The sequence below is a fragment of the Pantoea sp. SGAir0180 genome, assembly GCF_043546245.1.
In genome coordinates this window covers 215,617-241,746 of record NZ_CP028072.1, presented here as the reverse complement: position 1 = coordinate 241,746, position 26,130 = coordinate 215,617, and the positions used below count along the sequence as shown (strand labels likewise).

Here is a 26,130-nt window from a genome sequence, read left to right as displayed (position 1 = left end):
ATCACGTAACCGGCCCTGCAACCATGGGAAACAGATAATGTCAGAAAAAATACCACTCACGATGCAGGTCAATGGTGAGACCCGGCAGTTAACGGTCGATCCTCGCGTCACATTATTAGATGCACTGCGCGATCATCTTGATCTGACCGGCACTAAAAAAGGATGCGATCAGGGCCAGTGCGGCGCCTGTACAGTGCTGGTGAACGGTCAGCGTGTCCTGAGTTGCCTGACGCTGGCTGTTCAGACGCAAGAAAAAGCCGTCACCACGATTGAAGGTCTGGAACAGGCATCGGGTGAGCTGCACCCGGTACAGCGCTGTTTTATTGAACATGACGGTTTTCAGTGCGGCTACTGCACGCCCGGGCAGATTATGTCTGCGGTCGCCTGTATTAAAGAAGGTCATACAGGCTCAGACGACGAGATTCGTGAATACATGAGCGGTAATCTCTGCCGCTGTGGCGCGTATCCTTTTATCATTGATGCGATAAAGCAGGCTGCAGCTGAAATGGCGGAGGACGTACGATGAACGAATTTCGCTGGCAGGTTGCCCGGTCAGTAACGGATGCAGCAGGCGCTAAACAGCACGCTGACAATCAGCTTATCGCGGGCGGAACGACGCAACTTGATTTGATGAAATGTGGCGTACTGACTCCCTCACTCCTCACCGATATTGCCGGCTTGTCGGATCTGTCAACGCTCGAATTCCGCGACGATAAAATCACCATTGGGGCGCTGGTCACCATGAGTGAACTGGCCAGTCATCCTGATTGTGAGGCCCTGGCCCCCGCGCTGTATAGCAGTCTGTGGCAGGCGGCGTCGCCTCAAATCCGCAATATGGCAACCATCGGCGGCAATCTCTGCCAGCGTACCCGTTGCGCCTATTACCGCGATCCGGCCACCTTTTCCGCCTGCAATAAACGCACGCCGGGCTCAGGATGTGCAGCGCTGCACGGCATCAATGCGAGTCACGCTATTCTGGGCGGCAGTGAACAATGTGTGGCGGTCTATCCTGGTGATCTGGCCGTCGCGCTGACGGCCTTTGACGCGACGATTATTGTCCAAAACAGCCATCAGGATACGCGGCGCATTCCGGTTGACGACTTTTTTCTGTTGCCCGGCGAGACGCCGCAGCATGAGCACGCCTTACAACCCGATGAAATTATCGTCGCCATCGAGATTCCCCGTTCCTTAGCATTAAAACAGTCCCATTACCTGAAAGTACGCGATCGGACTTCTTACGAATTCGCCAGCGCGAGTGCGGCCGTGGGATTAACACTTGCGCAGGGACGGATAGAGACCGTTCATATCGCCTTAGGTGGTGTCGCAACCAAGCCCTGGCGTGCCCGTCATGTGGAGCATGCGTTAACCGGACAACGGTTTGAGGAACAAAGCCTGTATAAGGCCGCAGAATTAATCACTCAGGAAACGCGCGCGCTGGCGCACAACGCTTACAAAATAACGTTAACGCCGCGCGTGATTGCCCGCGCGCTGCTGGCTGCGGGGGAGCAGGCATGACAAAACATAACAACGGCCTGGCGCGGTCCGACAACGATGTGCTGTCCGCGGATAAGCAAAGCGTCAATCCTCACCGTCGCGCCTCTGCCAGCCCTTCCGGTCTTGGCACACCGCGAACCCGCGGTGAGGGCAAGGTCAAAGTCACGGGAAAAGCCCGTTATGCTGTAGAGCATAAGCCCGACCGCGTGCTGCATGGCGTCGTCCTGCAATCGACAATTGCCAGTGGCCGCATCTCAAATATCGATACGGCCAAAGCGGAACGTGCGACAGGTGTGATTGCCGTTTATACGCATCTTAATTCACTTAGAATCAATAAGCCGACGGCTATCGCTGATGGCGGTGCGGCGCAGACAACCTATACGCCCATTCAGGACGATGTGATTATTCACAATGGTCAGAACATTGGCCTGGTCGTAGCAGAGACATTTGAACAGGCAACTTATGCCGCTTCCCTTGTCGATATCCACTATGAGACGACGCCTGCTCTGATCTCGGCGACGGATGAAGGGGTGGAGCCTAAGCCGACTACAAAGCAGGACATCGATTTAGGTGAGGCTCAGGCCGCCATGGAACGTGCGGACGTGCGGATTAATCAGCGTTATACCACGCCACGCGAATATAACATGCCGATGGAGCCCCATGCCTGTATTGCACACTGGGAGCAGGGCCGCATAACCGTCTGGGAACCCAGCCAGTGGGTGGCAGGGGCGCAGGTTGAAATCGCCGAATGGATGGGGATCTCGCCAAAAGATGTTCACGTCATCTCGCCCTATGTGGGTGGAGGTTTTGGCTCTAAGCCAGTGCCTTATACGCACGTAGCGCTGGCCTGCGTGGCCTCGCGCGCGCTTAATCGTCCGGTTCGCGTGTCACTGACGCGGCCACAAACCTTCACGGGTTTAGGGGGGCGTCCTGCCACCTCACAGCAGCTGGAGATGGGAGCGACACGCGACGGGAAAATTCAGTCGGTGATTTTGCGCAGCTTCAGTGAAACGTCACTGATTGATGTCTTCGCTGAAAACTGCAGTAAGGTGACGGGGCGCATGTACGCCATTGAAAATCTCTCGGCGCAGCACCAGGTCAGGCCCATCAATACCGTCACGCCAGGCTGGATGCGCGCACCGGGTGAGAATCCCAGTGCATTCGGGCTTGAGGTGGCGATGGATGAAATGGCTTATGCGCTAAATCTCGATCCGCTGGCCTTTCGCTTACGCAACTGGGCAGATCACGATTATCAGTTGGGGTTGCCCTGGAGTTCACGTCGTCTGAAAGAAGCCTATGAAAAAGGGGCGGAAGCCTTCGGTTGGGATAAACGCATTATGGCGCCCCGTTCGATGCGCGAAGGGCGTGAATTAATTGGGTGGGGCATGGCATCGGGCACGTATCCGGTTAATACCATGCCGGCTGAGGCAAAAATCCTGCTTTCCTTTCAGGGGCAGATTGTTGTGCAGTGCGCGGGAGCTGACATCGGCACCGGGACGTACACGATTCTGGCGCAAACCGCCGCTGATATCTTAGGGGTGGATTCACACTGCATTGAAGTTGAACTGGGCGATACGCAACTGCCACGAGCCGGCGTTGCGGGGGGCTCTCAGCTGGCAGGAAACCTGACGGCTGCGGTTGATGACACCGCCAAAAAAATGCGCGCGCGCTTAGTCACGCTCGCAAGCGAATTAACGGGCTCGCCTCTGAAAGGCATCCCTCCGCATGAACTCAGCCTGGCGAACGGGGCGATTTGTGTTACCGCTAACCCTTCTCAGACTGTTTCTTTTGGTGCACTGGTCAGCCTGACGAATGCATCCGTGCTGTGCGTCGAAGGCGGCACGTTCTCAGCGGATATGTCTGCCGAGGAACGGGACAGTGTGACCGGTAGCCTGGGTGAAATGAGCCGCCCGGAAGACGTCTCCGCACACAGCTGGAGTGCACAGTTTGTCGAAGTGAGAGTGGACGAGGACTTTGGCACCATCCGGATTAAACGTATGGTCGCGGCGTTTGACAGCGGCCGGCTTTATAACCCCAAACTGGCCCGCAGTCAGTGGGTTGGCGGCATGATTATGGGCGTGGGACAGGCCTTGCTTGAGGAAGGCATTATCGATCCGCGCAACGGCAGAGTGCTGAACAACAATCTTGCCGATTATCTGATTCCCGTGAACGCGGATATCCCGGCGATTACCACGATTGATGTTGGCCTGCCGGATTATAAAGCGACCCGGATGGGCGGCAAAACGGTGGGTGAACTGGGCATCGTGGGCGTGGCGGCCGCGATCAGTAACGCGGTTTACCATGCTACGGGCAAGCGGGTCCGCGATCTGCCCATCACGCTGGATAAGATTCTCTAAACATGCGAAGGAACGCGCTGAGATGAAAACGGCCATTGTATTAACGGCGGCAGGGATGGGCCGCCGGTTTCGGCATGCCAGTGGCGAACATAAGCTACTGACGGCGTTGAATGGCAAAGCCGTGCTGAAACATACGCTTGATCAGGCGAGGGCGAGCGGAATGGAGGTGGTCGTGGTATCGCGTCCCGAAGACGTGGCCATTCATTCTCTGCTAGGTGATGCGGTGCGGGTGTTGTGTGCCAGCGCCGGGCTGGGCGAGTCGATAGCGGCGGGCGTCAGTGCCTGCACGGATTATGATGGCGTGATCGTGGCGCTGGGCGATATGCCGTGGCTTACCGCTGCAAGCTACAGGGCGGTAAACAGGGCGTTAAGCACGTATCCGCTGGTGCGTCCCTGGGTTGACGACCGTGCTGGTCATCCTGTGGGTTTTTCGGCCGCTTTTTTCCCCGCGCTGCGCCAGCTGACCGGTGATACTGGTGCGCAGCAACTGTTACAACATCATCCTGTACATTACGTGCCACTTCGGGATCGCGGTTGCCTGGAGGATGTTGATTATCCGGATGATTTACGGCGAATGAGGTGCAGCCCATGATGACGTTAGATCAACGAGTGATTGAAACGGCATTAGGCTGGCATCATGCGGGACGGGCCGTCTGGCTGTGCACTGTGTTGCAGACCTGGGGCTCTTCACCGCGCGCACCTGGCACGATGATGGTGATCAGTGACAGTGGAGAAGGATGCGGCTCGCTTTCCGGCGGCTGTATAGAAGAAGACTTTCTGGCACGGCTGGCTGAGGGGCATTACCGCATCCACAGTCAGGTTGTCCGTTATGGTGAAGGCGGAAGGCAAACGCAGGTGCAGTTGCCCTGTGGCGGTAGCCTCGACGTGCTGGTGGAATATTTGGTTGCCGATAACGACAGCGGCCAGATGTTACAAGCGATGCATCAGGCGTTGCGTGGCAAAACACGACTGCTCAAAACGGTCACTGTGAGCAAACGTGCCACCTGGCAAACTATGGCGATGACGGCGGCGCTGCCGGTGCTTCGTTATCAGCATCCAGAGGTCGTGTTACCGGTTGGTGCCGTCCCGGAATTGCTGGTGGCAGGTTACTCTACCGTGGCCTTTGAGTGCATCCGGCTGGCACAAATCCTGGGCTTTCATGTTCGAGTATGTGAGCATCGCTCAGAGATGTTAAGTGAGCTGGAAGGTCATTTTACGGGCCAGGATACGATTACGATCGTCCCTCAGCATCCCGCGCGCTGGCTGGAGCTCAACGGTGCGCATGCTGCGGTAGCCATCGTCTCATTAACCCACGATCCGCGCATAGATGAGCTAACCATGATGGAAGCGGTCAACACTCATGCGTTTTACATTGGCATTATGGGGTCCGCTAAAAATACGGCCAGGCGCAAGTCGCGTTTACAGACCATTGCAGGGTTGGATAACGATGAGCTCGCACGGATCATTGCGCCTGTTGGTCTGGCTATCGGAAGTAAAACCCCCGCGGAAATCGCGCTGTCTGTCATGGCCGACATCGTACGGGTAAAAAATCACTGTTAAGACGTTGCGTTGTCCGGCGTCACCATTACGCCGCCGGACAATCCGTGATCAGGTATTGGGTGTCAGCTGACAGAAATAGGTGCCGGAATACGGAACCGGCAGAAAATCAGTAAACAGCTGGCGCAGCGTTTTTTCAGGATCAATATCGTTAAAGAGCGCGGGATGAAGCGTTTTGGCAAAAAATTCTGCCGCGACAACGTGCCAGGGGCTGAGGTAAAAATTATGCCACAGGGCCGCCGCGTGGCCGTCCTGCAACGCACGCAACGACTTCAGGCCCGTTTGTTGCGCGGTCAGTTGCCGCAGCGAGGCGCGCGTTTCAGCCTGCGTGATGGCAGGGCCAATACGCAAATCGGACGTATCATTACGATCGCCGCTGCCCGTTGCAAAATAGAAGTCCGGATGTGACGCAATCACCGTTTCTTCATTCAACCGGCCGAAAACGCCGGAAACCGTTTTGCTGGCAATGTTTTCGCCGCCGGCAAACGCCAGTATCTCACCAAGGCTGCCGTTTACCGACGTCACACAGCATTCATTTCGACGTCCCAGATGCAACTGCAGAAGTACGGTGGGCTTCTTCCCGCGAAACTGAGCGAGGCGCTGCGCAAGGGTCTGCATATGTTGCTGATAAAACCCATTAAAAGCCGAGGCTCGCTCACCCTGATCGAGCACCTCTCCCAGAATGGCTACGCTGCGGGTCGTATTTTCAAGGAGATGCACCCGCAGGTCGATTTTCACGACCGGGATATGCGCGGATTTCAGGACGCGCTCCAGCCGTTGTCCGGCCTCACTGCTGCGCGCCAGTGCCGGCAAAATTACCACATCGGGTTGTAATGCGATCACCTTCTCAGGGTTGATGTCATTTGATCCCTCCTGACCTAATGACGCGATATGCTGCATCTCAGGAAACTGACGCGCGAAAATATCCCATGTCTGACGATCGTACTTTTTCAGATCCTCGGGCCAGCCGACCAGCCTTTTGAAAGGGTTGCCGGGCTCCAGCAGTGCGTAGGTGTAAAGCATCCGGCTTTCGCCCAGCACAATACGCACAGGATGGTCGGGAACGGTGACCTTATCGCCGTTGATATCGGTGATGGTTTTGCCCCAGACCAGGCTACTGAAGGTCAAAGCCAACAGCAGGAGCGTTCGTAGCAGGCTGCGCTTACAGAAATCAGAATTCAACACGGGCTTGTACCATCAGGTTGCGGGTTTCACCTTCACGTACGCGCAGGTTTCCGCCGCTCGACGTGTAATAGTGTTTATTAAACAGGTTATTCAGATTCAGTCGTATCTGTGTTTTCTTGCCCAGCAACGCGTTGTTCCAGGCAATAAAGCTGTCCGCTACGACATAATCCGGTAAGGTGAAACTGTTGTCAGAATCGCCAGCACGACTGCCAACATAGCGGGCGCCGCCGCCGACACGAAAATCACCGGGCACGTTGCTGACGATCAGATTATGGCTCAGGTAAAGCGCACCGGACTGCTCTGGTGCGTTCTGTAAGCGATTGCCATTATTCGCCGGGTTAATCCGGTCATCGACAATTTCAGCGTTGTCATAGCTGTAACTGGCACTGACATCCCAGTCCTGGACCACTTCACCATTAAGCTCAACCTCAACGCCCTGCGAGTGCGCCTTGTTGATCGGACGGTTAGTACCGTTGATGTTCAGTGTCATCCGCTTTTCATCGATTCTGTACAGCGCCAGCGAGGCGAAGAGGCGCGGAGAAAGTTGCCATTTGCTGCCAACCTCCCAGGTGGTGCCCTGCTCAGGCTTACTGACGTTTCCTTCATCGTCGACATCCGTCGATGGGGTGAACGATTTACTCATGCTGGCATAGAGCGAAACATCCGGTGTAATTTTGTAAATCAGTCCGGTTTGTGGCAGGAAGGTATTTCCCTCATCATTCAGCGTTTCAACGACCGGATTAAATCCTTTTGACGCGCGTTGTTCGTAATGTTGATAACGTCCGCCAATGACCGCAATCCAGTCTGGAGTAAGCGAAATACTGTCTTTCAAATAGACCGAACGGCTGTGGATACGGTTAAGGTTGTTAGCATTTGCCGTATTTTCGGTTGTGCTGTCGGTTACCGGTGACAGCAGGTCATAAGTGGGGTTGAGGTAGTTAAAGCGGCGGTCATTTTTGCCCTGATACTGGTGCGCCCGGTACGTCTGGTTCATTTCATAATCCGTACCGAAGACCAGCGCATGCGCCATGCCGAATATCTCCGGATTCCCCAGGACGTCCCATGACAGATATTTGGTTTGCTGATTAAATCCGCGATTGGCATCGGCGCGCCGGGTAACCACGCCGGTAGCAGGATTAATCGCCGTGACCCGAACTTCGTTATTGTCATAACGGCGCTGATTCCAGCCAAGCGTCAGGCGCGTGCTCCAGCTGTCGTTGAACTGCCAGTCGTAATGCGCGTTCAGTGCCTGATTACGTCCCCAGGCATGATTCGCTTTGTCATCCAGTCGCTGTTTGTAACCGACATCGAGTGGTGCGCCATTAATAAAAGCGGTACCGCGATCGTAAGGAATGTCATAACGATAGTCGCTGTAGCTGACCAACAGGCTGGCTTTCTCACCGTACCATTGCAATGACGGCGCGAGCAGAGAATGCGCATCACTGCCAAAATTGCGCCAGTAATCCTGACTCTGCTTCTCTGCGATGAGCCTGAAAGCAAAACCATTACCCAGCGGGCCGGTGACATCGAGCGTACCGGCTCCACCGCCTTCACTTGCGTAGCGCCCACTGACGGAAGACTGCCATGAATAGCGTGGTTTTTTGCTGATGACGTTGATGATACCGCCCGGATTTTGAATGCCATAGAGCAGAGATGCCGATCCCTTGAGTACCTCAACCCGCTCCGTGGTCGCATCCAGATTTAACCCCTGGCTGCTTCGTATACCATCGCGATATATCGAGCCATCAGAATTGCTACCGAAGCCACGGCGAACGAAACCGTCCTCTGTTCCTGCCAACGTGTTGGCTTCCGCAACACCACTGACGAAGCGCATCGCATCGCTCAGATTGCTGACCTGATAATCATCAAGCTGCTGTTGTGTCACGGTACTGACAGACTGGGCCTCGTCGAGACGCGCTGTCGGCATTTTACTGCCAACGCTGCTGGTGGTGGCTGCATAGCCCTCTTCACGGTCAGCATCGCTGGTGACAGTGACGGTATCATCCCCGGTGGCGGCAAGGCTGTTACCGGCCGGAAGCCAGGCGCTGGAACAGATCGCCACTATTAAAGCCTGCTGAAATCTGAGGTTCTTACTCTCGCCTGGACGTGTTTTCATTATATTTTTTCGCTGATCATCAAAAACAAAATAAACGTAAAAGGCCACGTTAAACGTGGGGGGGGTCGCCTTCAGGTGGAGGTTTTTGCGTCCGTCCTGGTAGGCTGTTTTGTAATTGAGAATCATTCAATCATTGAGTAATGTAGTAGTAAATATAAAAACATTTATTTTTACTACATTTCCAGGAGAGTGTATTAACGATGATTTAACTGTTTTTATATTTTTAAGTCATTAATTTTCATGAATTAAAAAACTTATTCTGGCAAAGTGTATCCAGGGGAAGAAGCATAACCTTGCTGTTCGTGAGGGAGAAAAGGCTTGCTGACTACAGCCGGGCGAGACATGCTTAGCGCAGGCGAAGCAAGAACAGTATCGTCGAAGGGGCTTACCCTGTCAGGTTCACACATTATCGTTCAGGATTTAACGGGGGCGTGAGAGTGTTTCATCTCATCGGTGTTTTTAACAGTAATCAGCGTGACAGGCTTCCTTGATGCAGGCCAGAAGTCGTACAGATATATTGGGCGAGCGTTTGCGTTCGCGGGAACAGCAACTCTCACCCCGCCTGCTGGCTGTTGCACATTATCTTCACACCAACCGGGAAACGGTTCTGGACAGCACTGCCATGGATATCGCCCGCGCGAATAACACATCGGATGCGACTGTGATTCGCGCCATTCAGGCGCTGGGTTTTTCAGGACTGCGCGATTTGAAAAACGTCCTTCAGGCCTGGTTTGGTCCCGGCCTCTCTTCAGAAGAGAAAATGCTGAGCACCGTCAATGCTATGACGCGGGATGTTTCGTCGTCGATAGACTTCGTATTGCAGGGGCATCTCCATGCGTGTCAGGTACTGGCCTCTGAGCAAAACCGCCAGGCGCTGGCCGAAGCGACGGGGTTACTGAGTGAAGCCCGCCAGGTGGCCGTTTTCGGGATTAACGCCTCGGGTATTCTGGCTGACTACACCGTCCGCCTGTTAAATCGCATCGGTTTGCCAGCCTTCTCACTTAACCGTTCAGGTATTGCGCTGGCGGAACAGATGCTGGCGCTGCAACGGGGCGATGTGCTGATCATGATGGCGCAAAAGTCGGCACATCGCGAAGGAGCAACAGTGGTGCGTGAGGCCAAAAGGCTGGGCATTCCGATAATTCTTCTCACCCATGCGACCGACGCCTTCTTTGCCCGGGAAGCGGATGTGGTTATTGACGTGCCACGCGGCGGGGAAAAAGGGCGCATCCCGTTACACGGCACAGTGATGGTTTGCCTTGAAATGTTGATTCTCTCGGTGGCCGCTTCCCTGCCAGATCGTACGACTAAAACCATGAAACGGCTACAGGATTTCTACCGTGGTCTTAAGCCTGCCATAAAAAAATAAATCTTTCGTTCAGATGTCACACGACAAGAGGAGAGTTGAGCCAGTACATGGCTGGCGCAGCTTAACGCTTTCGCTCACCCTGCATCGCCTGGATGTGTTTCCTCAATACCTGGCGTGATCGGGTTTGCAAAAGTGGCTGACACTTTTCGGAATGGCTTAAAAATTTTTCGTTTTTGCGAACTCACGTCAGCTTTCGTCTGGAGCGTTCTTCAATCTGCGGCTATTACTCAGCCGTGATGTTTATTTGCTGTTCTTTTGATTTATCCATCCTTGTTATTTCCCTGAACGGAGCTGGTCATGAAGAAAAATCGTGCATGGTTTCCTGTGTCGTTCGTCGCGCTTGCCATCCTGGTAAGCCCACAAGCGGTGATGGCCTGGGACAGTCTTACCGTATTTGGCGACAGCCTGAGTGATACAGGCAACGTCGGCCGTTTTACCTACGATTCTGCCAGTCATCCACTCTATGATGAAATCATCGCCCGTGACGCGGGACTGATGCTGCAGCCGTCCTCTCAGGGCGGGAGTAATTACGCGGCAGGCGGTGCTGTGGCGGTGCCTGCTCTCAATCCGCAGTTTAATACCCAGGATCAGGTTGCCCGCTATCTGTCGTCAACGAATGGCCGGGCCGATTCCAACGGGCTCTATATTCACTGGATCGGCGGGAATGACCTGGCCGCTGCCACGCTCATTCCCAGCCCCTCGTTGGCGCTTTCTCTGGTTGACAACAGCGCCGGTGCGGCCGCCAGCCAGGTCAGCGCGTTACTGAATGCGGGCGCTGGTACGGTGATAGTGCCAACCGTGCCGAATGTCGGTGCGACGCCTGCCCTGATAGAAGGAATACTTCAGGGGGCCGGTTCCGCAGCGGTGGCGGCGGCGTTTCAGTCACTGAACGCGGCGACCACGTTCACTACGGCGGAACGGCAGCAGGCTATCCAGACGGCTTTCGGTCAGGCCGCTGCGCAGCTCTCTGCCATACCGGCGGTTCGTGACCTGATCGCACAACAGCTGTTCGCCGCCTGGCAGCAGTTAAGCGATCAGGCGGCTTCTCTGACGGCCCGTTACAATCAGCAGGAAGAAAACGCGCTGGCGGCTGCACAGGGGAATATTGTTCGGGTCGATATAAATGGGCTTTTTAATGAAGTGATCGCCAGTCCGGCGCTTTATGGTCTTACTAACACCGCAGGCATGGCCTGTCCACCGGGCATCTCTTCCGCCGTCTGTACTTCGTCGACAGCGGGTTTCTCGTCGCAACAGACTTTTTTGTTTGCCGATCGTCTTCATCCCAGCCCTGCGGTACATGCCCTGATTGCTGACTACATTCAGTCAATCCTGGATGCACCAGCCCAGGTCGCGGTACTGACGCAGGCACCGCTGACGATGCTGCAGGATGTGCATAACACGCTGGACAGTCATCTCCAGCAGCAGCGCAGGCAACCCGCTGAAGCCGGAGAATTCACCGTGTTTGGCGGTTACGCCGGTCAGCACGCGCGCAACAAAAGTGATGTTTTTAATGATGGCGACACAGATACTGCAAACCTGTCAGCCGGCATGGGTTATCAGCTGACCGACAACCTGCAGGCAGGGGCGTTGCTGTCAACGGCCAGCCAACGACAGCATCCCTCTGAACGTTATGATTACCGGCTGCACGGCAACATGGTGGCACTCTGGAGCCAGCTACAACTAATGGACAGACTGTGGGTCAACGCCGATATCCATTATGCGGATCTGGATTACGACAGCATTGAACGTCAGATAAAACTTGGCCCTGCGGTCCGCACTGAACAGGGCAGCAGTAGTGGAAAGCTGATGGGCACGCGGGTTCAAACCGGTTGGGATTTTCCCTTAAACGAGACGATTACCACGGGGCCTGTTGTCAGCTATGCGCTGGATTATGTGCGGGCCGACGGTTATCAGGAACGCGGCGACAGCAGCAGTGCGATGCGTTTCTCCGATCAAACACGGCATTCACAAACTGGCGCAGTGGGGTGGCGCATTGATACCCAGGGATTAGGAATCAATCCCTGGGCACAGGTCAGTTATAACCATCAGTTTGGCGACACGGATACATCGGTGAGTGCAGGTCTGAAATCGACACGAACGGCTTTCCGACAAAGCCGTTCGAATCAGGATAAAGACTGGGCGGATATAGCTGTAGGGGCCAATGTCCCCATCGGCGACGCGGTTAGCGCTTTTGCCGCTGTGTCGACGGTGGCGGGCGCACGTGATTATCATGAGGTCACCTGGAACCTTGGCATGAGCGCGCGGTTTTAGTACCTGCCCGGTGCAGAGCTATGGGCGTCGCATCGATCAGGCCCGGGTCAGCGCCATCGAAAAGGCGCGGGACGAGACTGATGTGTCACGTCGTCTGCCTGCACTTTCAGGTTCAAAACGCAGAGGATATGGCCTGATTTTACTGGCCGATGAAGGGGCCAAAAGTTTAATGCCTTCTGCTTCGCAAGCGAGAGCGGGTAAGGTATAGTGCGCGTTTTTGGAGGAACCATGCTGACGCATTCATCAACACGACTCAATAAATACATCAGTGAGAGCGGAATCTGCTCCCGCCGCGATGCTGATCGCTTTATCGAACAGGGCAACGTTTCTATCAATGGTAAACGCGCAGCCGTTGGTGCCCAGGTTTTTGCTGGCGATGTCGTAAAAGTGAATGGTCAGCTGATTGAGCCTCGTGATGAAGATGATTTGGTGCTGATTGCGCTGAATAAACCCACAGGCATTATCACCACAATGGAAGAGGGCGAACGCGATAACATCAGTGATTTTGTTAATCACAGTAAACGCGTTTTTCCCATTGGTCGTCTCGATAAGGATTCGCAGGGACTTATTTTCCTGACCAATCATGGCGATCTGGTCAATAAAATTTTGCGTGCAGGCAATAACCACGAAAAAGAATATGTCGTCACTGTTGATAAGCCCGTTACCGATGAATTTATTGCCGGTATGGCAGCCGGCGTTCCCATGTTGGGCACGGTAACCAAAAAGTGCAAAGTGAAGAAAGAAGCACCCTACGTGTTTCGTATTACGCTGGTACAGGGGCTTAATCGGCAGATCCGTCGTATGTGCAAACACTTTGGGTATGAAGTCACCAAACTGGAACGCACGCGCATTATGAATGTAAATCTCAAAGGTATTCCTTTGGGTGAATGGCGCGATCTGACGGATGATGAATTAATCGAACTGTTTAAGCTGCTCGAAAATTCCACTTCTGATGACAAATCGGCAAAAAAGACGCCGCAGAAAAAATCTCCTGCAAAAAAACCAGGGAATAGCCAACCTAAATCGGGCGTAAAAGCTGATGATAAGCCCGCTTCACGCAAGCGATTTACGCAGCCGGGTCGCAAGAAAAAAGGGCGCTAAAAAGCGAAATGATAAACGGGCGTCAGATAATCGTGAGTGAGTATTGCCCTGAATGGGCGAATCATTTCTCTGCTGAGGCGGCTGTGTTAGCGGCGAGATTGGGTAAACACCTTGTCGCTATTCATCATATTGGTAGCACTGCGGTGCCAGAATTAGCGGCCAAACCGATCATCGATATTTTGCTGGAAGTGATTACTCATGATTCGTCTGACATTACGTCAGCGTTGTGCGCCTCTGGCTATCAGGCGCGTGGCGAAAACGGTATGCCAGGAAGACGCTATTATACCAAGGGCCTTCAGGGCCGCCGTACGCATCACGTCCATGCTTTTATCCAGGGCAGTCCAGATATCATCCGGCATCTGGCGTTTCGGGATTATTTGCGAAAATATCCAGACATCCGCGACAGCTATGCGGCAGTGAAATACGCCGCGCAACGTGACTGCCGGGGGGAGAGTAACGTTTACTGTGAATTAAAAAATGCGTTTGTTCAGACCCATCAGCAACGCGCACTAGCCCTCTATCCCTTCTGAATTATCTCTCTGAACGCGTCTTTATTTTCCTTTTGCAAAATTTAGCCTTGCCTTGTCTGCACATTCAATGATGCAGCCTGATGCTTATGGCTACAGACGGCATCACAGAACGATAAGTAAGACGGTGCCCAAAAGGAAAGCGCAACGTCGCATAATCAGATGACGGCACCTTTTCAGTAGTAAAATGGCATGGCAGGATACGCTAAATTACAAAGGAGTGGGCCTGATGTTACTGAAAGGTATGAATGATCCGTTGTTCAAAGCGTATCAGCATCCCAAAGCAAGGCTAATGATAAGTCGTTTCAGAGGATTAGCCGGTGACCGGCGGCTTAGCGACTGGCAGGTATTTTGTATTCTGGTCAACGGTTTTACTAACTACTGGTATGTGCATTCAGGCAATTTCACCATCAATGTCACCTTAACCAAGACGCGTCAGTTCGATTTTATGCAGGATTTTTTGCATTTCACGGTGACGCTGGATGGTCTGTTAAGCGACGAGAATTTCCGCTGTCCCGACTTTATTTTGCCCCATTATGATGTGCCCTATGAATTTTGCCGTTGGCGGAGTAAACGTGGCTACGATTCGCAAACCACCTATGTGGGCAAACATGGTGTGAAGTCCCACAAAGGCCTGTTCATTGCAACTCATGATCCGATCAGGGATGAATATCAGATGAAATGGGAAGGCATTATTACGGTTTTTGATAAAGCCTTTTTTAAAATGGGAAACTTCAACACCACCTGCGATTTTTTAATCAACGATATTACCAAGACTATCCATGAGGGCGTGGTGAAACATCTGAGCCTGTATCGCGATCTGTACCATTATCTGTTTCCCTCACCCACAGAAGCGCGTATCCAGGCCCGTGATACGAAACGCCATCTGGCCAGAAAATAAATACCAGCAGGATGGTCCACGAGTACAGAACGGGGAGAAAACGCTTACCCCGGTAACTTCCATTTCAGCCAGGGATCGAGTTCCGTTTCTGTCATGGGTTTAATGTTGAAATATTCATAGGTAGCCTCACTGTTATCTGAGGTGACCACAGAGGCGGGACGATCGCTGTAGGCTAAAACAAGGAGATTGAGCTCTTTAAGCGTCGTAAAAATACTGTGTGCGATAAGTCGGGAAGTAATATTTGTATGGATTTCGTTGGCCAGTGTTTTATCCAGTTTTATAACATCAGGCGGCGTCCCGCGCAGGTAGCGTATCTTGCGATAGCCTTTCGCGATATATTCCCATGTCATTGTGAATCCCATACGTCTTAGCATTTCCAGGCCCAGCATGGCTGAGGGGCTGTCAATGATATGCTCTTTTTGAACGATTTTGATGACCAGCATTGACACAGGTAAGGTTGCCTTAAGCATTTTTTCCGCCAGCTTTTCTGCAAACGCCCGATCTGTCACATCCCGCTCATGAATACTGATCGTGACAGGTAACTGAATAGGATGATTACGTAGACGTTTAAGCCGGGCAATGGTGTTGTCAATCAGCCAGGTCGTGAGTGTTGTGCCCAGCTCAGTCCCAACGGCCAGTGAAGTAAAGTTATCGGCTGCCAACTCTCCACGTTGGGGATGATGCCAACGGATCTGCGCTTCGAGGCCAACCGGTTTACCACTGAGCAAGCACACGTTGGGCTGGAAAACCAGATATAGTCCCTGGTTGCGCCGCAGCGCTTCTGCCAGATCACGCATTAAGGTGAAATCAGCGGGGGAACTCGCGTCTTTAATTCCATCACTAACAGCATCACACAGACGAACGGACGGACCGCTCACACGTTCCAGCGCATTGACTGCCTGTCTGAGAGCGTCCTGGGGGAAGGTCTGGCCGGCGATAAAGTCGATCTGCGCGGTACAGGTCGCCAACGCCATAGTGAGGCCGTCGCCCATATCGGCATGAATCCCGTTTAACCGTTCCTCAACCCATTTTGCGCTAACGTGGCTTTCTGCACGGGTCAAAATCGCAAAGCGGCCAGTCGCGATCGTGTAAATCGACTCACCACTGGCAGGCCGAACACGTAACCTTAACAGGGTGGCGACATCCTTAAGCAAGGACTCCAGCGACGCCATGCCCAGTGACCGGGACAGGTCGTAGGCGCGTGACATATCAATACAGTCGATAAGCACCAGACGGCGCAGTGCCGTGTCATTCAGCGTGGCAAGATGCAGAATGTCGCGAAAAAGACGTTCCCGATTGGCCATGCCGGTAACAGGTTCGATAAAGGCCGCCGAATGCCAGGCTTCAAGAAAGGCAACAACCAATCCAGCCAGTGACTCAATGATCTGTTTCTGCTGGTGGCTAAAAGTCCGTGGCACCGTATCCGTCAGGCATAGCGTTCCCAGTATCTGTCCATGAGCGTTTTTCAGCGGCGTACCGACATAAAAGCGAATATAAGGGGCATGGACAATCAAAGGGTGATGGGCATAACGCGGATCAAGTCGGGTATCGGGTGCAATGACCGTCGTATCACTTTCGACAACATGCCGGCATAAGGCCTGTTCGCGCGTCGTGTCACTCAGCTCGATATTGTAATTGGCACGCACACTATGCTTATCGTCATTTAAGACAGCGATATAACTTCCATTAATACCAACTAACTGACAGGCCAGACGTAAAAACTTTTTCAGCACCTCATCCCGGCCTCTGTCTGAGAAGCGCAGTGACTGTGTTGTTCTGGTGCGGTGATATTCCTTGTCGCCAGGTTCCTGAGCCATTGCCGCTCCTGCCCATATGCTGAATGATATTGCAAAAAATAATTGTACGTTGATTTTAAAAAATAAAAGCCAATCACTATAAAAGGCGAAAGCAATTAATGCGTTGCGATGTTAAACCGTCATGGAATAACCATTTTACGTCCTGGGTGAAGGCCGTTCATTTTTTTGAGTTAATGCGTATTGATTAATACGGCAGGTGAGGAAAGAACAGAAACCCTGGAGCCTCGGACGAAGATTTTATTTTCGCTTACGCTTTTTTATAAGGCAAATTTCTGGCTGCGATACATTTCCCGACGTGCTCCGTGCGGCATGTCGGGCCGGCTTCAGGTGGATAAATCTGCAAGCCCAGAAGTGCGAGTCACCGGCAGGTGGGTTAAAACCTTTTAAAACATAGAGTTAAAAATAAGTAAAAGCGCACTCATTCGCAGTTAAAAAATATCTCTTTTAAAAGAGGTCAGGGTAGCAATCGTTCCCCGCTGAAAAAGTAACGATAATTAATGAGAAGTTTTTCCGGGTTTACCTTGTGTTATTTTGTCTCGCACGCCATCACCGTTCCTCCCTGATGCAATTTAATGTAAATTATTGCGTCAGTCCGCGCACCGAGACCTGCATGTTAAAGGAATAACTGATAAGCTGACGACTACAATCACGTTGATGTTGGAGATGCCCTTTGCTGACCACAATAATTTATCGCAGCCATATCTCGGATGACGTTCCTGTTAAGACGCTACCCGGAATGGTGGATGATGCCAGCATACTGAATGCGTCTCATGATGTGACAGGTATTCTGTTGTTCAATGGCACGCATTTTTTCCAGTTACTGGAAGGCCCGGAAGAGGGCGTGCTTGCCATTTATCAGCGCATTTGTGCTGATCGACGTCACCATAACCTGGTCGAGTTGATGCGTGATTATGCGCCCTCGCGTCGGTTCGGTAATGCCGGCATGGAATTATTTGATTTACGTGAGCATGATCGTTCCACTGTGCTTCAGGCGGTGCTCGATAAAGGCACGTCGAAGTACCAGTTAACTTATGCTGACCGCGCGTTGCAGTTCCTGCGTACCTTTGTTGAGGCGCGTGAGAAAGAGAATTACTTCGAGGTATTGCCCTCCGAATACTGGGAATTCATTCCGGAAAGCACCACTGCCAGCAAGGTGACGCCTTCGGTATCGGGTATTACCTTCCGTCCCGTCGTCGATCCGCTTGCCCGTCAAGTAACGGCGATTGAGGCGATAGCGGACGCACGGCTTCGTCGTACTGAACAGCGCGATTCGTCAAAGCAGTTACATGATGCCGATCTTGACGCGGTGATTACAGCGTTCAGGATGGCCGGGCGGGCCTGCCCGGACGAGATGACGCTGTATGTCAGTCTGCTGCCTATGACGCTGGTTGTCGTACCTGATGCGGTTCAGACCATTGTTGCGGCCATAAATGCTGCAGGGCTGGTCCCTGAGCAGGTGGTGATTGGTGTCAGCGAAACGGAAGTTATTTCACGCGTGGAAGCTTTTTCGGTTGCCGTCAGGGAGCTTAAGGCTGCGGGCATCAGTCTGTCCGTCGATAATTTTGGTGCCGGTTCCGCCGGGCTCTCGTTATTGACACATATTCAGCCCGACCGGATTCGCATTGACTCAAGTATCACTTCCGATGTTCACCGCAGTGGTCCGAAACAAGCCGTGGTTCAGGCCATTATAAAATGTTGCTCTGCCTTAGAGATTACGGTCATTGCTGCCGGCATCGTGAAAGCGGAGGAGTGGATGTGGCTGGAAGCGGCGGGCGTGATTAATTTCCAGGGCAGTTTATTTGCTCCTTCAGGTGCGCTTCATTCAGACGCGGTGGCCTGGCCGGAATATCGAAGCGCGATGTAAGGTCCGGTTAATATTATATGTCACGATAAAGACATCGTATCACTCGCAGCAGGGACCGCTGCCGTTTTGATTGCGTCAGCAGTGCTCCAGATACCGCATTCAACCTGTCCCGACTTCACGCCTGCATCAGTCATCTCGCCTTTCACATCAAATTTTTACCGTGCTCGGTTCAGACGAAGTGTGACTTTATCTAAGAGCATCAACACGCCATCGCTCGCTGAGAAGTCATGCTTAAGAGAATGCTTTCGCGATGAGAGTAAGCATGGCGCAGGAAAGTGGATCACCGTCACTTCAGTCGTGCAGTGAGGAATCCAAAGGTATTTACTCACCCATGAGCTGAGTCAATCATCTCTTTAGATATTACCTGGACAGAAAAATCGCACTTTGCGATCATATCTGCATGATCTAAAAAAAGAAAACGTCCTGGTCAATGTGAAGATGAAAGAAAACAGTCGCTTAGAATCGATAATGAATTACCTGAAAGGAAATAATCTGGTAACGGTTGAACAGCTTGTTTCGGTCACAGGCGCTTCTCCTGCCACTATCAGGCGTGATCTGATTAAACTCGATCAGGAAGGAGTGGTCAGCCGCACGCACGGGGGCGTAACGCTTAACCGCTTTATTCCATCGCAGCCGACCACGCTGGAAAAATCGTCACGGAATCAGCCTGAAAAACATGCTATTGCGCGCGTTGCAGCCACCTTCATTAAAGCAGGCGATGCTGTAATCCTTGATGCAGGGACGACGATGTTTGAGCTGGCCCGGCAAATTACCCATATGCCGCTACGTGTGATCACCAATGACTTACATATTGCGCTGTTCCTCTCCGAGTTTAAGCAGATTGAAGTAACCATCATTGGTGGGCGAATCGATGAAAGCAGCCAGTCCTGCATTGGCGATCACGGTCGAAAGATGCTGAACAATATCAATCCTGACATTGCTTTCCTGAGTGGTAATGGATGGGATATGACGAAAGGCGTGACATCGCCCACGGAAGAAAAAGCGGCTCTGAAACACGATTTGATCATCAATGCGAGGCGACGTGTTTTGCTGGCAGACAGTTCAAAATACGGTGCCTGGTCTCTTTTCAATGTGGTTCATCTGGATGCGCTGACGGATATTGTCACTGACGCTAATCTGGACGCAGACGTCAGGAAAGCGCTCCTGTCCAGCAGCGTGCCTGCGTTGACTATCGCTCATCCTGCCTGAGTTGCCTGCATTATTTTGCCAGTAACAACTTACAAAAACTGATGGGCGCAGAAGCCGCAACGATGTGGCCCAGAGAAATGCGGTCAACCCGCGTTTTCTGACTCGCCCGGTGGCGGCTGAAAACGGTGATCGCGTGTTGTGATGATTAGGGTCTCGCTTAAAACACGCGCTTGTCGCATCACATCAGTGATTCAGTAAGTGCAGAGCCGGGACAGATGCTAACAACCACAATGGACGGCATCGGTATGCGTTGACGATGAAAAGTGACCGAATCGCTTATCTTTCTGCAGAGCGGGTGGTCACGTCACTCTCATCATGGCTGCGCCAGTCAGTGTCTCGAATCAAACTAAACATGGATAGATGAAGTGTTGATGCTACGGGGTGAAGAGCAGGGCTGACGAAGGGATGATCAGTGCGTAACATGAGTCTCGCAGCGTTGACATGAATGAAGGTGAACGGGGGCGTGCCAGGACGGGGATTTACAGATGTGTAAGTATGAATGCGTCACAACGGTTATTCTTCCATTGATGGTCTGAGGTAGAGCGGCGTATCGCCTTCTTCGTAGTGTTTCGGATGCCACACCATCGCGCCATTTTCATCGCCAATAAACGTCATACCTAATGGTTCAATGATCGCATAGGGCTGTGCGAACGCAGCACGGTAAACCCGTATCTCTTTCGCCATTGCCACAACCTGTTCTGAAAATTCGTCGGGGTGGCTGAGAATGTAATTCAGTTGATCGTCAGTCAGCATACTTCATTTCCTGAGCAACCCAGACCTGCTGGCGCCAACTGGCAGGGTTGTTTAACCTGTTAATCGAGTTCAGCACTGGCATTGTTCCGCCAAGGCAATAAGTGTACCAATTATCAGCGTGTCAGCCCATCATTACCGTCAGGACGTCGTTTAATAAGCGAAAAGAAAAGCTGTTCAGCATACCGTAGCCGGCGATAGCGGGCTAACGTCCATTTCCTTATGCTTTCAGCCAGAAGTCTGCTGACATTTATCGTGTCTGCCGACACTAAGATGCCTGAACTGTTCTGTATTCCTCGCGCCATCACGAAGCCCCGACCGTGTTTGTTAATCTTTGCTTCCATAACTTTACATTTTGCATTTAATTAACGCCTGTGCCGTCGGGATGTTTTGCCATTATTAAGTTCTTATCTCTGACAAAAAAGCTTAAGTAATATTTCATAAAGGCAGTCTTACAGGCGCGCAACAGGTAATAACTGAATGCGCATTCATTACTGCGAGAGGCAGCCTGTGACAAGATGAAGCGTTGGGAGAAAAAATCGCTTAATGTGGACCAATACCCTTAATGGGTTAAGCGGATCGATTATTGTGCCTGAACATTGACAGCGATGTCGTCTCCGCACCAAAAGTGACGCCTGCGTGTCGGGCATAATGCAGAACGTTGTGACATTTACGGTTAAAAATGACTTAAAACCTTTTCTTGCATGTTATACAGTCTCGCATGGCCTCTTGTTTGCTATAAATTGTCGGTCAATGTGGCGCTAAATATTTAAAATTAGGCTAAATTGTTTTCTGCGTTTTGCACCCGCACATGGGGAGGCTGTTGTGCACGATAATCAAAGTGGCAATGAAGAAAATCGTCTTAAAGCGGTTAAAGCACTTTTGTCACCTGATGTAACCAGGGATGAGGTGCTGGAAAAATTTGTACAGCTTGCCGCGCAGGCACTCGGCATTTCGGGCAGTTTTATCTCAATTATTGACGACAAAAATCAATACATTAAAGTTTCCCGCAACTTCAATCTTAAAGCGTCGTCACGTGATGTTTCCTTATGTCGACATGTTATTGATGGCGACGGCCAACTGGTCATTCAGGATACACTGCAAGACAATCGGTTCTCTTTCCATCCGTTAGTGGAAGGCGAGCCGCATATCCGCTTCTATGCGGGCGTGTCATTATGTAATGTTGAAGGGTTGGTTCTGGGCACGTTATGCGTCACAGATACGCAACCCCATACCTTTAACGATGCGCAACTCGAAACCTTAAAGTCGTTAGCGAGGCTGGTCACCTCATTTCTGGATGCCTGGAATCTGGCCAGTTTTACTGACCTGATTACGCATCTTCCTAATCGCCCGCGGTTGTTGCGTGATATGCAGCAGCTTGCCGTGAGCAATCCTGATCGACGCTTCCGCCTTATTCTTATCGACTGCATTGATATTCCGCATGCTTATGAACTCTCGCGCACCTTTGGTATTGCACCGGTAGAAAACCTGCTCCGGCGAATCGCCGGCCTGGTTAGTGCGCGCCTCGAACTTGAGTCCGATGATATGCTTTATTCATTTGCACCGGGTCGGTTTGCCCTCATCCAGCCCCATCTTGAAAGGTACACGGCACAAAGCACGATTGATGTTCTCAGGGATTTGAAGGCGGATTTAGCGGACAATATCACGATTGATATCGACGTTTATGCAGGTGAAACAGAATTTGTTTCCCGAGAGATAGATGCCAATGAAATCGTTCGTCAGGCGGTAAGCGCACTGCATGAATGCATCTATCAGAACTGCGGTGCCATGACCTTCGATCATGCTTATGATTCGCGCCGCACGGATGATTTTCTCATCATGAATGATTTGGCACAGGCGCTGAAAAAAGACGAAGGTCTTTATCTGGCTTATCAGCCCAAAGTGTGTTTAAAAACCGGCAAAACCGTGGGGCTGGAAGCGTTGATCCGGTGGCATCATCCGGAACGAGGCGAGCTGTTCCCTGCCGATTTCGTTCCCCTGGCTGTAAAAACAAACCTGATCTCGGTGCTGACGGACTGGGTCATCGATCGTGTCATCGTTCAACTCAAAACGTGGAAACAGGAATATCAGTTAATTCCTGTCTCAGTTAACGTCAGTGAACGTGACTTTTCACGCCCCGGCTTTGCGGCAGATTTGGCCAGTAAAATGCAGGCTGCTGATTTGCCTACGTCCTTTATGGGCGTGGAGTGCCTTGAAAATGAACTCATTACAGAAAGCCATGTTGCTATAAACGGCCTGGAAGCGCTGAGAACCGAGGGGTTTGTTATCTCTCTGGATGATTTTGGCACAGGCTACAGCAACATCAGCTATCTACAGGAAATTCCCTTAGACGTTATCAAAGTTGATATGTCTCTGATTAACCGCATGGACAACGATCAGGCGTCCAGAGTGATTGTCAGAAGCATTATTCAGATGTTGAAGGAGCTGAATTATACGGTTCTGGCGGAAGGGGTCGAAACCGAAGCGACGCTGAGTCTGCTGAAGCAATATGGTTGCGACCAGATTCAGGGCTACTTTTTTTCTAAACCGCTGCCAGCCAGCGAGATTGAACACTGGCTGCTGCAAAAATAACCGGACCAAAAGGCGACAGTATTATCTGTCGCCTTATCCCTTTAAATGCTTCACCGCCGTCGCGTCTGGTCACGTCTCGTGGCTGCACACCGACTCAATTCAGATCGCGCCCATTGCTGGCAATGACTTTCTTGTACCACCAGAACGATTTTTTCCGTCGTCTTTCCAGCGTCCCGTTACCGTGGTCGTCCCGATCAACATAGACAAAACCATAGCGCTTGCTCATTTCACCGGTTGAAGCCGCCACCAAATCAATGCAGCCCCATGTGGTATAACCCAGTACGGGAATACCGTCGCCAATCGCATCAGCCATGGCGCGAATATGCTCACGCAGGTAGCTGATACGATAATCGTCTATGATTTCGCCTTCTGGTGTTAACTCGTCACGTGCACCCAGACCGTTCTCGACTAAAAACAGCGGCTTCTGATAGCGGTCGTACATCATATTCATGGTGATGCGAAGTCCAAGCGGATCAATGCCCCAACCCCATTCACTGCGTGCGATGTGTGGATTAGTCAGCGATTTGACGACATTGGCTGCGCTGCTGTTCTGGTCATGCATATCAGCAGATGCGCAGCGAGAGGCGTAATAACTGAATGAAACAAAATCGACAGTGTTTTTAAGGATCTCCGCATCGTCTTCCGCCATAACGATCTTAATGCCTTTCTCACGAAACAGACGCGCGGAATACGCTGGGTAGGTGCCCCGTGCCTGCACATCGATAAAAAACAGATTTTCACGATCCTTTTGCAGTGCCGCCCAGACATCGTCGGGTTTACTTGACCAGGGATAAAAATTGCCGCCGGCCAGCATGCAGCCTACCTGGTTGGCCGGGTTGACCTCATGAGCAATTTTCGTTACCAGCGCACTGGCAACCAGTTCATGATGGGCGGCCTGATATTTAACCTGCTCGGTGTTTTCACCCGGTTCAAACACCAGCCCAGCGCCTGAAAACGGACTATGCAGCATGATGTTAATTTCATTGAAGGTAAGCCAGTATTTCACAAGGCCGTCGAATGCCTCAAAACAGCTTCGTGCATAGCGTGCGAAAAACGCGATCATTTTACGATGACGCCACGATCCATATTCCGTTACCAGATGCATCGGCACATCAAAATGGCACAGCGTCACCAATGGCTCAATGCCATAGCGACGACATTCGGCAAACAGATCACGGTAAAACGCCAGCCCCTGCTCGTTAGGCGTTAATTCATCCCCACGAGGGAAAAGTCGGCTCCAGGCGATAGAGGTGCGAAAGACGGTGAATCCCATTTCTGCCATCAGCGCAATATCTTCACGATAGCGATGATAAAAGTCGATAGCGGTATGGCTGGGATAAAATTCATCATCGCGCAGTGTGACGCGTTTTTCCTGCCCCAGTTTCACCGGCATGCGTGCCGGGCCAAGCGGTAACATGTCAACGGTCGTTAATCCTTTCCCGCCTTCAAGAAAGGCGCCCTCTGACTGGTTTGCGGACAGGGCACCGCCCCATAAAAATCCTTCCGGGAATACTGACTCAGACATGACATCCTCTTTGATACTGTAATCATTAATTAACTGGCGTTAACCGCGTTCGCTTTTTCTGCGGTGACGACGGACGAGGGCGCAGACGGCTGGGTCGTTTCAGGGATATCTTCAAACCCCAGAATGAGAGTAAGAATGAACGACAGCACGACAGAAAGCACCATTACCGCCACGACCCAGACAATCGACAAGGGGTTGGACGGATCAAAAAACTGCACGCTGGTAAATAATCCTGGCGAAGCCATTGAATGGCTGGCAAGCCCGCCGATTCCGGCAACGGCACCGCAGATAAAGCCACTCATCAGGCTGGCGATTAATGGGCGTTTCAGGCGCACGGCGACACCGTAAAGAGCAGGCTCAGAAATACCGGCCACAATAGCGGAGGCCGCGGCTGCAAGCGCCGTTTGGCGTAATTCGCGGTTTTTCGTTTTGAAGGCGACGGCCAGCGACGAACCGCCAAGTGATAAGTTGGCCCCAATTTCTGAAGGCATCACCATGCCTTCTTTACCTGTTTCTGCAATCGTCTGGATGATGGTAGGGGTAAAAACCCGGTGCATGCCGGTCATTACCAGTAGCGGCCACAGCCCGCCCATGATGGCCACGGAAAGCCAGCCCAGATAGCCGTGAATGGTGTAGACCAGCGCAGAGATACCGCTGCCGATCCAGATGCCAATGGGACCTATTAATACAATCGCAATCGGTGCCGCAATCAGCACAATCAGCATCGGCTTGAGGAAGTTTTTGGTGACGGCAGGCGTAATCCGATCCACGCCACGTTCGATATGGGACAGAATCCACGTCATCACGAGGGCGGGGATTACCGTATAGGTATATTTCACCGCTGTCACCGGAACAGAAGCAAACTCGACATGCTGGCCTTGAGCTGCTTTGGCCATTAAATCGATGAAAGTGGGGTGCACCAGGACGCCGGCAATAGCAATCGCCAGTGACATATTGGTTTTAAATTTCAGTGCGGCAGAAGCCGCTACCATGACCGGTAAAAAGAAGAATGCCCCATCCCCGATAACGTTCAGGATGATCAGCGTGGACGAGCCTTTGTCAAAAACGCCCGCCATATCCAGAATCATGGCCAGCAGTTTGACCATCGATCCGCCAATGATCGCCGGAATCAGTGGTGACATGGTACCGACAAGCGCATCGAGAATACCGGCACCAATGCTTTTCAGCGTGATACGACGTTTAACTGGCGCAGCGCTTTCAGCCTGCGGTTGACCGAGCGCCAGAACGGCCTGATAGGCTTTGGCAACATTATTCCCGATGATCACCTGATACTGTGTATCGGTATGCACGACGCCCATGATGCCGTTGACGGCCTTCAGGGCCGCCAGATCGACACTGTCGTCGTCTTTCACGACAAAACGCAGGCGCGTCATACAATGCGTAATGGCGCTAATGTTGTTCAGGCCACCTAAGGCGGTAACGATAGCCTGTGAAATCCCGGCATAATTTCCTGACATGATGTTTCTCTCGTAGG

The 26,130-nt window shown here is 52.1% G+C and carries 19 protein-coding genes; 13 read left to right on the top strand and 6 right to left on the bottom strand.

From position 1 onward, the window contains the following. Positions 1-37 precede the first annotated feature (37 nt). The 5 genes from C1N58_RS21745 to C1N58_RS21725 are packed head-to-tail and all read left to right on the top strand — an operon-like array spanning position 38 to position 5,411. Positions 38-526 (top strand): (2Fe-2S)-binding protein, encoded by a 489-nt coding sequence (locus C1N58_RS21745; RefSeq protein WP_033742349.1) that lies wholly within the window; start codon positions 38-40, stop codon positions 524-526. Further along, positions 523-1,515 carry an FAD binding domain-containing protein gene (locus C1N58_RS21740; RefSeq protein WP_394564924.1) on the top strand — a complete coding sequence of 331 codons (993 nt, stop codon included), beginning with the start codon at positions 523-525 and terminating at the stop codon, positions 1,513-1,515. Before C1N58_RS21745 ends, C1N58_RS21740 begins: the two co-directional genes overlap by 4 nt. Next, positions 1,512-3,851: a xanthine dehydrogenase family protein molybdopterin-binding subunit gene (locus C1N58_RS21735; protein ID WP_394551035.1), complete on the top strand. Its 2,340-nt coding sequence runs from the start codon at positions 1,512-1,514 to the stop codon at positions 3,849-3,851. Before C1N58_RS21740 ends, C1N58_RS21735 begins: the two co-directional genes overlap by 4 nt. Positions 3,852-3,873: 22 nt before the next feature. Beyond that, positions 3,874-4,443 carry a nucleotidyltransferase family protein gene (locus C1N58_RS21730; RefSeq protein WP_289368371.1) on the top strand — a complete coding sequence of 190 codons (570 nt, stop codon included), beginning with the start codon at positions 3,874-3,876 and terminating at the stop codon, positions 4,441-4,443. Then, positions 4,440-5,411 carry an XdhC family protein gene (locus C1N58_RS21725; protein WP_054634046.1) on the top strand — a complete coding sequence of 324 codons (972 nt, stop codon included), beginning with the start codon at positions 4,440-4,442 and terminating at the stop codon, positions 5,409-5,411. Before C1N58_RS21730 ends, C1N58_RS21725 begins: the two co-directional genes overlap by 4 nt. 48 nt (positions 5,412-5,459) lie before the next feature. On the opposite strand, the gene C1N58_RS21720 is transcribed toward C1N58_RS21725, so the two are convergent. Both C1N58_RS21720 and C1N58_RS21715 read right to left on the bottom strand, forming a co-directional pair. Beyond that, entirely contained in the window at positions 5,460-6,593 is a 1,134-nt protein-coding gene (locus C1N58_RS21720; RefSeq protein ID WP_394551038.1) for an ABC transporter substrate-binding protein, read from the bottom strand. Next, positions 6,580-8,709 carry a TonB-dependent siderophore receptor gene (locus tag C1N58_RS21715; protein ID WP_394564923.1) on the bottom strand — a complete coding sequence of 710 codons (2,130 nt, stop codon included), beginning with the start codon at positions 8,707-8,709 and terminating at the stop codon, positions 6,580-6,582. The genes C1N58_RS21720 and C1N58_RS21715 overlap by 14 nt, the downstream gene beginning before the upstream one ends. A gap of 490 nt (positions 8,710-9,199) precedes the next feature. On the opposite strand from C1N58_RS21715, the gene C1N58_RS21710 reads away from it, so the two are divergent. From C1N58_RS21710 to C1N58_RS21690, 5 genes are all read left to right on the top strand, one after another. Next, positions 9,200-10,078 carry a MurR/RpiR family transcriptional regulator gene (locus C1N58_RS21710; RefSeq protein WP_394551042.1) on the top strand — a complete coding sequence of 293 codons (879 nt, stop codon included), beginning with the start codon at positions 9,200-9,202 and terminating at the stop codon, positions 10,076-10,078. A 297-nt stretch (positions 10,079-10,375) separates the two neighbouring features. Beyond that, on the top strand, positions 10,376-12,349 hold the full coding sequence (locus C1N58_RS21705; protein ID WP_394551044.1) for an autotransporter outer membrane beta-barrel domain-containing protein: 1,974 nt from the start codon (positions 10,376-10,378) through the stop codon (positions 12,347-12,349). A gap of 228 nt (positions 12,350-12,577) precedes the next feature. Continuing rightward, the gene (gene rluF / locus C1N58_RS21700) at positions 12,578-13,450 is read left to right on the top strand and encodes a 23S rRNA pseudouridine(2604) synthase RluF (RefSeq protein ID WP_394551046.1); all 873 of its coding nucleotides are present in this window, start codon (positions 12,578-12,580) and stop codon (positions 13,448-13,450) included. Between the two features lie 8 nt (positions 13,451-13,458). After that, positions 13,459-13,980: a GrpB family protein gene (locus tag C1N58_RS21695; RefSeq protein ID WP_394551048.1), complete on the top strand. Its 522-nt coding sequence runs from the start codon at positions 13,459-13,461 to the stop codon at positions 13,978-13,980. 226 nt (positions 13,981-14,206) lie between these two features. Continuing rightward, on the top strand, positions 14,207-14,878 hold the full coding sequence (locus tag C1N58_RS21690) for a hypothetical protein (RefSeq protein ID WP_033742365.1): 672 nt from the start codon (positions 14,207-14,209) through the stop codon (positions 14,876-14,878). 44 nt (positions 14,879-14,922) lie between these two features. Here the strand turns inward: C1N58_RS21690 and C1N58_RS21685 are convergent, their stop codons facing one another. After that, positions 14,923-16,695, bottom strand: coding sequence for an EAL domain-containing protein (locus tag C1N58_RS21685; protein ID WP_394551052.1), 1,773 nt, complete (start codon positions 16,693-16,695; stop codon positions 14,923-14,925). A gap of 670 nt (positions 16,696-17,365) precedes the next feature. Here C1N58_RS21685 and C1N58_RS21680 point away from each other — a divergent pair. Together C1N58_RS21680 and C1N58_RS21675 are read left to right on the top strand one after the other, a co-directional pair. Then, on the top strand, positions 17,366-18,559 hold the full coding sequence (locus C1N58_RS21680) for a diguanylate phosphodiesterase (RefSeq protein WP_054634040.1): 1,194 nt from the start codon (positions 17,366-17,368) through the stop codon (positions 18,557-18,559). A gap of 438 nt (positions 18,560-18,997) precedes the next feature. Continuing rightward, positions 18,998-19,768, top strand: a complete 771-nt coding sequence (locus tag C1N58_RS21675) for a DeoR/GlpR family DNA-binding transcription regulator (protein WP_033742616.1) — start codon at positions 18,998-19,000, stop codon at positions 19,766-19,768. Between the two features lie 513 nt (positions 19,769-20,281). Here C1N58_RS21675 and C1N58_RS21670 read toward each other — a convergent pair. Next, positions 20,282-20,521: a hypothetical protein gene (locus C1N58_RS21670; RefSeq protein WP_394551054.1), complete on the bottom strand. Its 240-nt coding sequence runs from the start codon at positions 20,519-20,521 to the stop codon at positions 20,282-20,284. Between the two features lie 822 nt (positions 20,522-21,343). Here C1N58_RS21670 and C1N58_RS21665 point away from each other — a divergent pair. Continuing rightward, a complete protein-coding gene (locus tag C1N58_RS21665; RefSeq protein ID WP_394551056.1) occupies positions 21,344-23,110 on the top strand; it encodes a sensor domain-containing phosphodiesterase in 1,767 nt (588 codons plus the stop codon). Positions 23,111-23,204: 94 nt separating this feature from the next. Here the strand turns inward: C1N58_RS21665 and C1N58_RS21660 are convergent, their stop codons facing one another. Both C1N58_RS21660 and ascF read right to left on the bottom strand, forming a co-directional pair. Beyond that, positions 23,205-24,635 carry a 6-phospho-beta-glucosidase gene (locus C1N58_RS21660; RefSeq protein ID WP_394551058.1) on the bottom strand — a complete coding sequence of 477 codons (1,431 nt, stop codon included), beginning with the start codon at positions 24,633-24,635 and terminating at the stop codon, positions 23,205-23,207. Positions 24,636-24,664: 29 nt separating this feature from the next. Beyond that, positions 24,665-26,113, bottom strand: a complete 1,449-nt coding sequence (gene ascF / locus C1N58_RS21655) for a PTS cellobiose/arbutin/salicin transporter subunit IIBC (protein ID WP_058702514.1) — start codon at positions 26,111-26,113, stop codon at positions 24,665-24,667. Positions 26,114-26,130 lie beyond the last annotated feature (17 nt).

What these genes read in the sequence shown, in the direction of transcription:
- C1N58_RS21745 (WP_033742349.1), top strand. Translation starts at nt 38, where the DNA reads ATGTCAGAAAAAATACCACTCACGATGCAGGTCAATGGTGAGACCCGG.
- C1N58_RS21740 (WP_394564924.1), top strand. Translation starts at nt 523, where the DNA reads ATGAACGAATTTCGCTGGCAGGTTGCCCGGTCAGTAACGGATGCAGCA.
- C1N58_RS21735 (WP_394551035.1), top strand. Translation starts at nt 1,512, where the DNA reads ATGACAAAACATAACAACGGCCTGGCGCGGTCCGACAACGATGTGCTG.
- C1N58_RS21730 (WP_289368371.1), top strand. Translation starts at nt 3,874, where the DNA reads ATGAAAACGGCCATTGTATTAACGGCGGCAGGGATGGGCCGCCGGTTT.
- C1N58_RS21725 (WP_054634046.1), top strand. Translation starts at nt 4,440, where the DNA reads ATGATGACGTTAGATCAACGAGTGATTGAAACGGCATTAGGCTGGCAT.
- C1N58_RS21715 (WP_394564923.1), bottom strand. Translation starts at nt 8,709, where the DNA reads ATGAAAACACGTCCAGGCGAGAGTAAGAACCTCAGATTTCAGCAGGCT.
- C1N58_RS21710 (WP_394551042.1), top strand. Translation starts at nt 9,200, where the DNA reads ATGCAGGCCAGAAGTCGTACAGATATATTGGGCGAGCGTTTGCGTTCG.
- C1N58_RS21705 (WP_394551044.1), top strand. Translation starts at nt 10,376, where the DNA reads ATGAAGAAAAATCGTGCATGGTTTCCTGTGTCGTTCGTCGCGCTTGCC.
- rluF (WP_394551046.1), top strand. Translation starts at nt 12,578, where the DNA reads ATGCTGACGCATTCATCAACACGACTCAATAAATACATCAGTGAGAGC.
- C1N58_RS21695 (WP_394551048.1), top strand. Translation starts at nt 13,459, where the DNA reads ATGATAAACGGGCGTCAGATAATCGTGAGTGAGTATTGCCCTGAATGG.
- C1N58_RS21690 (WP_033742365.1), top strand. Translation starts at nt 14,207, where the DNA reads ATGTTACTGAAAGGTATGAATGATCCGTTGTTCAAAGCGTATCAGCAT.
- C1N58_RS21685 (WP_394551052.1), bottom strand. Translation starts at nt 16,695, where the DNA reads ATGGCTCAGGAACCTGGCGACAAGGAATATCACCGCACCAGAACAACA.
- C1N58_RS21675 (WP_033742616.1), top strand. Translation starts at nt 18,998, where the DNA reads ATGAAAGAAAACAGTCGCTTAGAATCGATAATGAATTACCTGAAAGGA.
- C1N58_RS21670 (WP_394551054.1), bottom strand. Translation starts at nt 20,521, where the DNA reads ATGCTGACTGACGATCAACTGAATTACATTCTCAGCCACCCCGACGAA.
- C1N58_RS21660 (WP_394551058.1), bottom strand. Translation starts at nt 24,635, where the DNA reads ATGTCTGAGTCAGTATTCCCGGAAGGATTTTTATGGGGCGGTGCCCTG.
- ascF (WP_058702514.1), bottom strand. Translation starts at nt 26,113, where the DNA reads ATGTCAGGAAATTATGCCGGGATTTCACAGGCTATCGTTACCGCCTTA.